This is a genomic window from Saccharopolyspora sp. MMCC62 (assembly GCF_057736575.1).
Genome location: NZ_JBYKCM010000004.1, coordinates 84,904 through 96,194 on the forward strand (window position 1 = coordinate 84,904; position 11,291 = coordinate 96,194).

Consider the following 11,291-nt stretch of genomic DNA (forward strand, 5'->3'; position numbering starts at 1 on the left):
ATCGCCACCGACGTGGCCTTCTTCGACCAAGCCGACGATGTGAGCCGGAAGCTCGCCGCCCGGTTCGACCGGCAGGGCCCGGCGGCTCGTAGCAGCGCTCGGCACCCCGGATCACGAGGCGGAAACGGGGGCTACTGGGTGGTAGTTCTGAGGAGTTGTCGCGTGTCACACTTCCGGGTATGTCGGAGAATGTCGGTGAGGCGACCGCCGGTGCGCAGGAAAGCGACCTGCCCAGCGGAGGGCGACGGCGGTTGCGCCGGACGCACGACTGGGCGCAGGGCCGCGCCAAGGCGGTCGGAGCGATCGCCTCGGTGGCCCGCTGGGTCGGCACGCTGATCGCACTGCTGCTCACCGTGCACGTGGTGCTCACCGTCGGCGGCGCGAACCCGGACAACGGCATCACGCGGTTCGTCGCGGACTGGTCGCAACCGCTCGCGCTCGGCTTCGCGGACCTGTTCACGCCGGAAGATCCGCAGCTGGCGGTGCTGGTGAACTTCGGCATCGCCGCGATCTTCTGGCTGATCCTCACGTCCATCGTGGTGCGGATCATCAGGGCCTTCGGCTGACGAGCCGCCGGGGACGGACCCCGACCCGGTGATGTGATGCACCGCAACGTGTGATGCTTGCACGGAGCAGGTGGAACGGTGGCCGAGCGGCGTGACAATGCACGCACTCGACCGCTCGGCGTGGAGCGCGATTTCCCACCAGCGAGAGGGATGTGCGTGACACGGACCGAAGCGCTCGCCGGAACCACCAGGGCCACCCGCGCATTGCTGCCCGCGTGGCTGCTCCGCATGCTGCGGCCCGCACCGCTCCCGCTGGACTGGACCCGGATCGTCGCCGCCGCCCTCGGCATCGGCGGCCCCACCCTCGTCGGGCTCGGCGTCGGCAGGCTCGACGAAGCGGTGCTCGTCTCGCTCGGCGCGCTGTGCGCCAGCTTCTCCGACCTCACCGGGTCCTACCGGTACCGCCTCCGCCGCGTCGGGCTCACCGTGCTCAGCGGCGGAGTCGGCTTCGCCGTCGGCGTCGCCGCACCGAGTCCGCTGTGGTCGGCCGTCGTGGTCGTCGCCGTCGCCGTGCCCTCGGTGCTCGCCAGCCGGGTCAACGACCTGTGCGCGGCCGCGGGCGCCCAGATGCTCACCTTCTGCGTCGTCGCCACCGGGCACGTCGCCACCGGCGTGCCCGTCGGCCAGCAGATCGGCTGGTTCGTGGCGGGGGAGGTGCTGCTGCTGGCGCTCGTCGCCGCCACCTGGCCGTTCCGCCGGGCCGCGCCCGCGCGCGGGGCCGTCGCCCGCGTCTTCGACGCGCTGCTCAAGCTGTTCGACGCGGCGGGCACCGATGCGGCGATCAACGCGCGGCAGGAGCTCACCCGGGCGCTCAACAACGCCCACGACATCCTCGTCGGCGGCGCCTCCATCTCGCGCAGCCGCGTGCACGACCGGCTCTACGTCGTGCTCACCCGCGCCACGCCCGTCGTCGAAGCGTCCGTGGCGCTCGCGCACGCCCGCATCCGGCCCGCCGAACGCACCCTCGACGCGATGCGCGCCATCGCGCGGTGCGTGCGGGACGGCGGGACCGTGCCGCCCTACCGGCCCGCCACCTCCGGTTCGATCATGGTGCACGCGCTGGACCAGGGGCTCGTCGACCTCATCGACTCGTGGCGCCGGGCGAAGCGCGCCGATCTGCCCGACTTCCGGGCGCGCCTGGGCACCTGGGAACGGCTGCGGTTGTGGCGCAGCGACATCAGCATCGGGCGCACCGGCTGGCTGCTGACGCTGCGCATGGTGCTGTGCCTGGCCGTCGCCGAAGGCGTAGGGAGCGCGCTGGAGTTCCAGAACTCGTACTGGATCGCGATGACCGTGGCGCTGGTGCTCAAGCCCAACTCCGGATCGGTGTTCGCCCGCACCGTGCTGCGCGGCATCGGGTCGCTCGTCGGCGTCGTCATCGCCGGGGCGCTGCTGCTGGCGGTGCCGCCGGGGTGGGGGCTCGCCATCGCCACCGTGCTCGTCGCCGCGTTCGTGCCCGAAGCGCTCAGCAGGCACTACGGGCTGTTCACCATGGTCGTCACGATGATCGTGCTGCTGCAGATGCACCAGAGCGACCTGTTCGTCGAGCAGCTGCCCCGGGTGCGGCTCGTCGACTCGCTGCTCGGCTGCGCGCTGGTGCTCGTCATCGGCTACCTGATGTGGCCGCCCGGGCGCAGCCCCGCGCTCGCGGGCAGGCTGGCCGACGCCGTCGACACCGTCTCCGAGTACGTGGCGCTGTCCATGGCCGGGCGGGTGCAGGGCCGGTCCGCGCTGCGCCGCCGCACCTACCGGGAACTGTCCGACCTGCGCACCGCGTTGCAGCAGCAGCTGATGGAACCCGCCGCGGTGGGCCGCGCCGCCGAGGTGTGGTGGCCGTCGATCATCGTGCTGGAACGGCTCGTGGACGCCGCCACGGAACGGGCGCTGCTGATCGAACGCGGCGGGGACGACCTGCGGCTCGAACACACCCAGCGGATCGTCTCGACCCTGCGCACCGCCGCCCGGCAGCTGCGCATCCAGCCCGACGCGCCCGCGCACAACCTCCGCAACAAGCTCACCGACGTCTACGCCGAAGTGGTGTCCTGATCGGACGGTCAGCGGCGCTGGGCGAGTTCCGCCAGCACCGCTCCGAAGTGGTCGGCGGCCTCCCGGACGTCGGCGTAGCGCAACCAGGTCGGGGCGAAGCCGAAGCGCAGCCTGCCCGGGCCCGCCAGGTCCACGATCACGCCGCGGGACGACAGCTCCTGCGCCACGTCGTGCGCGCGCCGGTGCATCACGCACACGTGCGCGCCCCGTCCCGCGACGCCGACCGGCACCGGCGCCACCGCCATCGGCAGCTCCCGCAGGCAGTGCACGAAGAACTCGGCCAGCCCGGTCGACTTCGCGGCCAGCGCGCGGGGTTCCGCCCCGGACAGCGCGGCCAGGCCCGCCTGCAGCTCGGTGATCGAGAACGTCGGCGGCATCGCGCCGAACCCGCCGCGGCCGGGCGCCACCTCGGCGAGCTCCGCGCGCCGCCGCTGCGCGATGAACGAGAAACCGGGCGCACCGGAACCACCACCGAGGTAGCGGTAGCCGCAGCCGACCGCGAAATCAGCGGCCCAGCCGCGCAGGTCCACCCGCACCGCCCCCGCCGAATGGCTCAGGTCCCACAGCGACAGCGCGCCGTGCCGGTGCGCCAGGGCGGTGAGCTCCGCGGCATCGCGCACCGCCCCGGACAGCGGATCGACGTGCGAGAGCGCGAGCACCGCCACCTGGCCGTCGAACTGCGCGGCCAGCTCGGCCGGATCGTCCACGAAGCGCAGCTCGCACCCGGCGGAATCGGCGGCCGAGCGCGCCAGGTAGTGGTCCGCGGCGAAGTCGTGCCTGCCCACCGCCAGCACCCGCCGCTCCGGCCGCAGCGCCGCCGCCGAGCGCAGCGCGTTGAACAGGTTCATCGACGTCGAGTCGGCGACCACGACCTCCGCGGGCAGCGCCCCGATCAGCGGCGCCAGCTCGGCGGCCGCGTCCCGGGCCTGCCGGTGCAGGCCCTCGTCGACCTGCGGGGCGGGCGCGCGGAGCTCCCGCCTGCTCTCGACGAACTCCCGCAGCCGGGCCGACGTGGCGCGCGGCCGCGGCCCGCCGCTGGTGCCGTCGAGCCGGATCACGCCCGCGGGCAGGTCGTAGCGGGCGCGCAGCGCGGCGAGCTCGTCGGCGCGGTCCAGCGCCTCCGCGGCCGCTCTGGTGCTCGTCCACACGAGTGAGATTCATACCGCACGGGCCTACTGCGCGTCACTGCCCGGACCGGCCCGATCTCGCGATCCGGGCCGGTCGGGGGACGTGCCGAGCCTGCGAAAACAGACCGGGTCGCCGGATTCAGAAGAGCGGTCGGCCCCACTGCTCGGTGAACACCAGGTCCGCCAGCGGCTTGCGGGAGCGCGGTGCGGCCTCCTTCTCCCGGAGCCGGTCCGGCATCCCGTCGGTCGAGCCGAGCCTGCCGATCGCGATCACCACGACCGGTTCGAAGCCGTCCGGCACCGCGAACTCGGCGCGCACCGCGTCCCGGTCGAACCCGGCCATCTGGTGCGCGACGAAGCCGTCCGCGACGGCCTGCAGCACCAGGTTCTGCGCCGCCAGCGCCACCCCGTACTCGCCGTAGGGCAGCGGTTCGCCCTCGTCGTCGACGGTCTGCGCGAGCCCGGCGACCAGCGCCGACGCCGAGGCCGCCCAGCCCTTGTTGCCGCGGGACAGGGTGCCGTGGATGCGGTCGAACACCGGCTCGCCGCGGCGCCCGGCGAGGAACCGGGCGGGCTGCGTGTTGCCCCAGGACGGCGCCCAGCGGGCCGCTTCGAACAGCGCGCGGAGCTCCACCTCGCCGAGCTCCGCCGCCGGGTCCAGCGCCCGCGGGCTCCACCGCGCCGCCAGCAGCGGGTGCAGCGGCACCGACGAATCGGCCGCCTTGCCGTCCGGGATCTCGAACACCTCGGTCACACCAGCCTCCTGTTCACGTCAGATCGCGTACGACCACGCCGTCAGCGCGTACGCCCCGAACCAGGCGCCGAAGCACACGATCAGCACCGTCGAGCACACGGCGGTCGTCGTGCGCCGGTTCGCCAACCCGATCGCCACCGGGATCAGCAGCGGGAACGCGGGCAGCAGCAGCCGCACCTTCGAGTACATCAGCCCGTCCGAACCCAGATCCATCGCCAGCACCGCGAACGCGAACAGCACCAGCGGCCACGGCATCCGGGCCCGCACGCACAACACCAGCAGCACCAGCGCCGCGAGCACGATCCACACCGTGAACGTCTCCAGCACCGACTTGTTCTGGGACAACGTCTCGACCGCGAACTTCGCGGTGGCGACCCCGCCGTCGAACGCGGACGACCAGCCGCGCTGCTGCAGCGCGAAGTAGCCGCCCAGCTCGCCGGTCTGCACCGCGACCCAGCCCACGTACAGCACCATGCCGGCGGGCGCCAGCACCGCGCCGAGCAGCGGCCGCCACCCGTCCTCGCGCTGCACCAGGGCGACGAGCGCGGCGAGCCCCACCACGCCGATCAGCGCGGCGGCGGTCGGCCGCACCAGCCCGGAGGCCGCGCAGCACAGCCCGGCGAGCAGCCAGTTCCGCTCCAGCACCCCCACCAGCGCCCACGCCGCCAGCGCGCAGAACAGCGCCTCCGAGTAGGCCATCGACAGCGTCACCGACATCGGTGAGGCCGCGAACAGCGCCACCAGCAGCAGCCCCACCCCGCGGGTGCCGCCGACCGAGCGGCCGATGCGGGCCAGCCCGTAGGCGGCGACGATCCCGGCGATGAGGCTGACCGTCGTCGCCGCCCCGTCCAGCCCGAAACCGGGGAACTGGCGCACCAGCCGCACCAGCAGCGGATAGCCGGGGAAGAACGCCAGCGGCGTCTCCGGGTACCGGTGCCCGTAGCCGTCGACCATGCTGTCCGAGACGCCGCCGTAGCCGTGCGCGGCGATCTCCAGGTACCACTCGCCGTCCCACGCCCGCAGGTTGTCGCGGACGGTCTCGTCGTTGGCCGCGGACAGCAGGGAGAGCACCAGCAGGCCGAACAGGCGGATTGCGAGGTAAACCACACCGGGTGCCAGGAAGGCCCAGCGCGCACCGAAGCCGGCGGCCTCGTGGCGGGCCCGTTCCCACCACCGGCGGACGGGATGTTCTCGCTGGTCGTGGGCGCTCTGCCCGGTCGAGGACCGCCGTGACCCGACGGCCTCCGGAGTGGTGGACAAACCGCTCCTCCGCCCTTGTCGACAAACCGGCCTGACACGTTAGTCGTCAGTCACGGCTATGGGTCTGGGCGGTAACGGTTCGGTAGGCTGGCGCAGCAGCGGAGCGACCAGTCACGGGCCGCTCGACCTGCCGGGTCGAAGCTGCTTCTCGCTGGTCGCGGGGCTCCCCGGCGCGCCGTGCAACTCGGTGTGACCGCGCTGGTGCTCTTCGTCCACCGGCGTCAGTGCGGGACAACCCCCGCACCCGGGACGACCGCTTCCTCCGGGCACCCATACCCGAGGAACGGCGCGAGGAGGTTAGTTTCACGTGGCGCTCGTCGTCCAGAAGTACGGCGGTTCCTCGCTGGAAAGTGCCGACCGGATCAAAAAGGTCGCCGAACGCATCGTGGAGACCCGCAAAGCGGGCAATGACGTCGTGGTCGTCTGCTCGGCGATGGGCGACACCACCGACGAGATGCTCGACCTGGCGCAGCAGGTGAACCCGTCCCCGCCGGAGCGGGAACTGGACATGCTGCTCACCGCGGGGGAGCGGATCTCGAACGCGCTCGTCGCGATGGCCGTGGAGGCGCTCGGCGAGCAGGCCCGCTCGTTCTCCGGCTCGCAGGCCGGGGTGATCACCACCTCGGCGCACCAGAACGCGCGGATCATCGACGTGACCCCGGGCCGGGTGCAGGAGGCGCTCGCCGAGGGGCAGGTGGTGCTCGTCGCCGGTTTCCAAGGCGTCGCGCAGGACACCAAGGACATCACCACGCTCGGCCGGGGCGGCTCGGACACCACCGCGGTGGCGGTGGCCGCGGCCATGAACGCCGACGTGTGCGAGATCTACACCGACGTCGACGGCGTCTACACCGCAGACCCGCGGATCGTGCCGAACGCGAAGCACCTGGAGCGCGTCACCTACGAGGAGATGCTGGAGATGGCCGCGACCGGCGCGAAGGTGCTGCACCTGCGCGCGGTCGAGTACGCCCGCCGCTACGGCGTCCCGCTGCACGTCCGCTCGTCGTACTCACCCAAGCCCGGAACGATCGTGTCCGGCTCAGTGGAGGACCTTTCCGTGGAACAGGCGATGATCACCGGCGTCGCGCACGACCGGTCGGAGGCCAAGGTCACCGTGCGCGGTGTGCCGGACAACCGAGGCGTGGCGGGCAGGATCTTCCGCGTGGTCGCGGACGCCGAGGTCGACATCGACATGGTGCTGCAGAACGTCTCGGGAACCAGCTCCGGCCGCACCGACATCACGTTCACGGTGGCCAGGGACAACGGCGCGGACGCCGTCGCCGAGCTCGAGAAGATCAAGGACGAGGTCGGGTTCGAGGAGGTCGTCTACGACGACCACGTCGGCAAGGTGTCGCTGGTCGGCGCGGGGATGCGCTCGCACCCCGGGGTGACCGCCACGTTCTGCGAGGCGCTGTCCAACGCCGGTGTGAACATCGAGATCATCAACACCTCGGAGATCCGCATCTCGGTGCTGATCCGGGACACCCAGCTGGACGACGCGGTGCGCGCGCTGCACGGCGCCTTCGAGCTCGGTGGCGAGGAAGAGGCCGTGGTGTACGCGGGGAGTGGTATCTGATGGCACCCACCGTCGCGATCGTCGGCGCCACCGGTGCCGTCGGCACCGTCATGATCGACATCATCAACAACCGCGAATCCGTGCCGTGGGGCGAGATCCGGCTGATCGCCTCCGCGCGCTCCGCGGGCAAGAAGATCACCGTGCGCGGCCAGGAGCTGACCGTGGTGGAGCTCGCCCCGGAGGCGTTCGACGGCGTGGACATCGCGCTGTTCGACGTGCCGGACGAGATCTCCGCGGAGTGGGCGCCGATCGCCGCCGAGCGCGGTGCCGTCGCCGTCGACAACTCCGGTGCCTTCCGGATGGACCCCGAGGTGCCGCTGGTGGTGCCGGAGGTCAACCCGGAGCAGGTGCACCAGCGCCCGCGCGGCATCATCGCCAACCCGAACTGCACGACGCTGTCCATGATGGCCGCGCTCGGTGCGCTGCACCGCGAGTTCGGGCTCAAGGAACTGGTGGTGTCCTCCTACCAGGCCGCGTCCGGCGCGGGCCAGGAAGGCATCGACCGGTTGCACGCCGAGATCGCGGCGCTGGCCGGCAAGCAGGTCGGGGAGCGCGCCGGGGACGTCGCCGAGGCGCTGGCCGCGGCCGGGCTCCCGGAGGAGACGCCGTTCAAGGCACCGCTGGCGCTGAACGTGGTGCCGTGGGCGGGATCCCGCAAGGACGACGGCTGGACCTCCGAGGAGCTGAAGGTCCGCAACGAGTCCCGCAAGATCCTCGGCATCCCGGACCTGAAGGTCTCCGCGACCTGCGTGCGCGTCCCCGTCGTCACCACGCACTCCCTCACGGTGCACGCCGTGTTCGAGCGCGAGGTCTCCGTCGCCGAAGCGCACCGCGTGTTCGAGGCGCAGCCGACGATCGTGCTGCAGGACGACCCGGAGAAGCTCGAGTTCCCCACCCCGGCGGCCGTGGTCGGCGCCGACCCGACCTACGTGGGCCGGGTGCGGCAGGCGCTGGACTTCACCGACACGCTGGACTTCTTCGTGTGCGGCGACAACCTGCGCAAGGGGGCCGCGCTGAACACCTACGAGATCGCCGAGACGCTGGTGAAGTGATCTCGCGGGCTCGCTGACGGGCGCCTTCCTCCTGGTCGGGAGGGAGGCGCCCTTCTACTCTCACGAGGGGGTGGTGCCCACCACCCGGCTCAGCGATCTTGCGGTCGATCTGGTCGAGCTGCTGTTCGAACGTGCCGATGCAGGAGGTATGTCCGTGATGAGCTGGCCCGATCACCTGCTGACGCTGGCGGAGTTCGACGAGCTCCCGGAGGACAACTCGCGGCGCTACGAGCTCCAGGAAGGCGTCCTCCAGGTGTATCCGAAAGCCGCCCTGCTCCACCAGCGGGCCGTCCACGTGCTCACACACGCGTTGAACGCGCAGCTGTCGGCGGAGTGGGAGGCGGTCGGTGATGCGGAAGTGGCGCTCAACGCCAAGTGGCCGCCGACGGTGCGCATCCCCGACGCCATCGTCGCCCCCACCGAGGTGATCGACCGCAACCCGAACCGGGTGCACGCGAACGTGGTCGCGGTGGCGCTGGAAGTCGTCTCCCCCGGATCGCGGAGCACCGACCGCATCGTCAAGCCCTACGAGTACGCGCGGGCGGGGATTCCGCACTACTGGGTCGTCGACATCGACGAACCGGTGAGCCTGACCGCGTACCGGCTGGTCGACGGCGATTACGAGACCTGCTTCGACGGGGCGGGAACTTTCAAGACGACCGCGCCCTTCGACCTCGCACTCGACCTCCCGAACCTGATCCGGCGCCTCCCAGGCCGCTGACCGGCACGCGGGACCGGGCTCCGCGCCCGGTTAGGTTGGGGGCATGAGTTCCGCACCCGTCGTCCTCGGCATCGATCTCGGCACCACGGCGACGAAGGTGGTGGCCGCCACCGCGGACGCCGAGGTGCTGCACCGGACCGAACGCGGCTACCCGCTGCGCACCGAGGAACCCGGCGAGGCCACGCAGGACCCGCGGCAGGTGCGGGACGCCGCCGTCCAGGCCCTCACCGACTGCGTGCACTGGGCGCGCGAGCACGACCACGAGGTGCGCGGCCTGTCGTTCAGCACCGCCATGCACACCCTCGTCGGCCTCGACTCGGCGGGAGAACCCGTCACCCCCGCGTTCAACTGGGCCGACACCCGCGCCGCCGACGTCGCCGACCGGTTGCGCGCCGACCCGGCCGCCGCCGAACTGCACCGCGCCACCGGCACCCCGGTGCACACCCAGTCGGTGATGGTGAAGCTCGCCTGGCTGACCGGGGAGCGGCCGGACCTGGTGCGCGGGGTCGAGCGCTGGTGCGCGTTGAAGGACTACGTGTTCGGCGCGTTCGCCGACGGGTTCACCACCGACTTCTCGCTGGCCTCCGGCAGCGGGTTGCAGGACATGAGCGCGCTCGACTGGTACGGCCCGGCGCTGGAGGTGGCGGGCGTCCGCGCCGAGCAGCTGCCGCGGATCGGGGCACCGACGGACGTGCTGCCGCTGACGGCGTCGATGGCGGCGGCCACCGGGTTGCCGTCCGGCCTGCCGGTGGCGCTGGGCGGCGGGGACGGGCCGCTGGGGAACCTCGGCACCGGGGCGATCAACCCGGGCGTGGCCGGGTTGTCGCTGGGCACCAGCGGGGCGCTGCGGGTGGTGCGGGACCGGCCGGGGGTGGACGCGGACTGCCGCACGTTCAGCTACGCGCTCGCCGACGGGCTGTGGGTGATCGGCGGCGCGGTGAGCAACGGCGCCGTCGTCGGTCAGTGGGCGGCGGAGGCGTTCGGCGTGGACGTCGCCGACCTCCTCGACGAGGCGCTGGCCGTGCCGCCCGGCGCCGACGGCCTGGTGGCGCTGCCCTACCTGCTGGGGGAGCGGGCGCCGTGGTGGGAGGCCGGGCTGACCGGGGCGCTGGTGGGGCTGCGCCGCTCGCACGGCCGCGCCGAGATCACCCGCGCCGTCGTCGAGGGCGTGGCGCAGCAGCTGGCGCTGGTGCAGGAGGCGGTGCTCGACGCGGGCGCCGACGTGCGCGAGGTGCGGGCCACCGGCGGCGGGTTCCGCAGCGAGGTGTGGTCGGCGGCGATCGCGGCGGCGCTGGGCCGGGACCTGGAGCTCACCGACAGCAGCGGCGGATCGGGGCTCGGCGCGGTGCTGCTGGGCTGGCGGGCGCTGGGCGAGCTCGATTCGCTGCGGCACGCGGCCCGCCTGGTGCGGCCGGAGCGGACCGTGCGCCCCGACCCGGAGGCCGCGGCGCTGCTGGCCCGCAGGCGGCCGCTGATCCACCGCCTGCACGGCACGCTGCGCGAGCTCGACCTCTGACGTCAGGTGAGTGGCCCACCGGCCCAAACCCGATGGGCGGGTGGGCCACTCACCTCGCGGATTTTTTGAGTGGTTCCAGTTTTTCGTGGCACAATGGGGTTGCCATGAACCAGCGCAGCGGACCCGCGACCAGGGACGTCGACCACGCGGACGGGCACTCGGCCCGGCTCCGCGAGCGGTTGCGCGCCAGCGGGCTGCGGGCCACCCGGCCGCGGATCGCCGTGCTGCGCTGGCTGTCCGGGCACCCGCACTCGACCGCCGACCAGGCGGCGAACGCGGTTCGCCCGGAACTGGGCTCCGTGTCCACCCAGGCCGTCTACGACGTGCTGCGCGCCTGCACTGACGCGGGGCTGCTGCGGCGGATCGAACCCGCCGGGCATCCCGCCCGGTTCGAGTCCCGGACCGCCGACAACCACCACCACCTGGTGTGCCGGGAGTGCGGCCGGACCGAGGACGTCGACTGCGCGCACGGCGCGGCACCCTGCCTCGACCCGTCCGACACCGCCGGGTACGCGGTGGACGAGGCCGAGATCGTGTTCTGGGGGCTGTGCCCGCACTGCCGCCCGGACGCGAGCACCACCGGCGATCAGCTCGCCGGCACCGACCGGGGCGCCCGAACCGCCCCTGGCCGCTGACTGCGGCACCCACCACAAGGTCCAGGCCCGGCGTTCCGGGC

General features: G+C 72.7%; 10 protein-coding genes. 7 read left to right on the forward strand and 3 right to left on the reverse strand.

All coding sequences use genetic code 11. The annotated features are described in order from the left end of the window. The first annotated feature begins 179 nt into the window (after nucleotides 1-179). The gene (locus AC29IT_RS10945; RefSeq protein WP_488218637.1) at nucleotides 180-566 is read left to right on the forward strand and encodes a hypothetical protein; all 387 of its coding nucleotides are present in this window, start codon (nucleotides 180-182) and stop codon (nucleotides 564-566) included. A gap of 156 nt (nucleotides 567-722) precedes the next feature. After that, entirely contained in the window at nucleotides 723-2,612 is a 1,890-nt protein-coding gene (locus tag AC29IT_RS10950; RefSeq protein ID WP_488218638.1) for an FUSC family protein, read from the forward strand. Nucleotides 2,613-2,620: 8 nt separating this feature from the next. Here AC29IT_RS10950 and AC29IT_RS10955 read toward each other — a convergent pair whose 3' ends face one another. From AC29IT_RS10955 to AC29IT_RS10965, 3 genes are all read right to left on the reverse strand, one after another. Next, nucleotides 2,621-3,760, reverse strand: a complete 1,140-nt coding sequence (locus tag AC29IT_RS10955; protein ID WP_488218639.1) for an aminotransferase class V-fold PLP-dependent enzyme — start codon at nucleotides 3,758-3,760, stop codon at nucleotides 2,621-2,623. A gap of 118 nt (nucleotides 3,761-3,878) precedes the next feature. After that, nucleotides 3,879-4,493 carry a nitroreductase family protein gene (locus tag AC29IT_RS10960; RefSeq protein ID WP_488218640.1) on the reverse strand — a complete coding sequence of 205 codons (615 nt, stop codon included), beginning with the start codon at nucleotides 4,491-4,493 and terminating at the stop codon, nucleotides 3,879-3,881. Nucleotides 4,494-4,511: 18 nt separating this feature from the next. Then, nucleotides 4,512-5,600, reverse strand: coding sequence for a mannosyltransferase family protein (locus tag AC29IT_RS10965; RefSeq protein WP_488218641.1), 1,089 nt, complete (start codon nucleotides 5,598-5,600; stop codon nucleotides 4,512-4,514). A 460-nt stretch (nucleotides 5,601-6,060) separates the two neighbouring features. Between AC29IT_RS10965 and AC29IT_RS10970 the strand changes: the two genes are divergently transcribed. The 5 genes from AC29IT_RS10970 to AC29IT_RS10990 all read left to right on the forward strand — a co-directional run bounded on the left by AC29IT_RS10970 (nucleotide 6,061) and on the right by AC29IT_RS10990 (nucleotide 11,250). Continuing rightward, on the forward strand, nucleotides 6,061-7,326 hold the full coding sequence (locus AC29IT_RS10970) for an aspartate kinase (protein WP_358436529.1): 1,266 nt from the start codon (nucleotides 6,061-6,063) through the stop codon (nucleotides 7,324-7,326). Next, nucleotides 7,326-8,378, forward strand: a complete 1,053-nt coding sequence (locus AC29IT_RS10975; protein ID WP_358436531.1) for an aspartate-semialdehyde dehydrogenase — start codon at nucleotides 7,326-7,328, stop codon at nucleotides 8,376-8,378. Before AC29IT_RS10970 ends, AC29IT_RS10975 begins: the two co-directional genes overlap by 1 nt. Before the next feature lie 157 nt (nucleotides 8,379-8,535). Continuing rightward, a complete protein-coding gene (locus tag AC29IT_RS10980) occupies nucleotides 8,536-9,099 on the forward strand; it encodes a Uma2 family endonuclease (protein WP_488218642.1) in 564 nt (187 codons plus the stop codon). A 43-nt stretch (nucleotides 9,100-9,142) separates the two neighbouring features. Further along, nucleotides 9,143-10,615 carry a gluconokinase gene (locus tag AC29IT_RS10985; RefSeq protein ID WP_488218643.1) on the forward strand — a complete coding sequence of 491 codons (1,473 nt, stop codon included), beginning with the start codon at nucleotides 9,143-9,145 and terminating at the stop codon, nucleotides 10,613-10,615. 104 nt (nucleotides 10,616-10,719) lie between these two features. Further along, nucleotides 10,720-11,250: a Fur family transcriptional regulator gene (locus tag AC29IT_RS10990; RefSeq protein WP_358436540.1), complete on the forward strand. Its 531-nt coding sequence runs from the start codon at nucleotides 10,720-10,722 to the stop codon at nucleotides 11,248-11,250. Nucleotides 11,251-11,291 lie beyond the last annotated feature (41 nt).

What these genes read in the sequence shown, in the direction of transcription:
- AC29IT_RS10975 (WP_358436531.1), top strand. Translation starts at nt 7,326, where the DNA reads ATGGCACCCACCGTCGCGATCGTCGGCGCCACCGGTGCCGTCGGCACC.
- AC29IT_RS10945 (WP_488218637.1), top strand. Translation starts at nt 180, where the DNA reads ATGTCGGAGAATGTCGGTGAGGCGACCGCCGGTGCGCAGGAAAGCGAC.
- AC29IT_RS10980 (WP_488218642.1), top strand. Translation starts at nt 8,536, where the DNA reads ATGAGCTGGCCCGATCACCTGCTGACGCTGGCGGAGTTCGACGAGCTC.
- AC29IT_RS10985 (WP_488218643.1), top strand. Translation starts at nt 9,143, where the DNA reads ATGAGTTCCGCACCCGTCGTCCTCGGCATCGATCTCGGCACCACGGCG.
- AC29IT_RS10990 (WP_358436540.1), top strand. Translation starts at nt 10,720, where the DNA reads ATGAACCAGCGCAGCGGACCCGCGACCAGGGACGTCGACCACGCGGAC.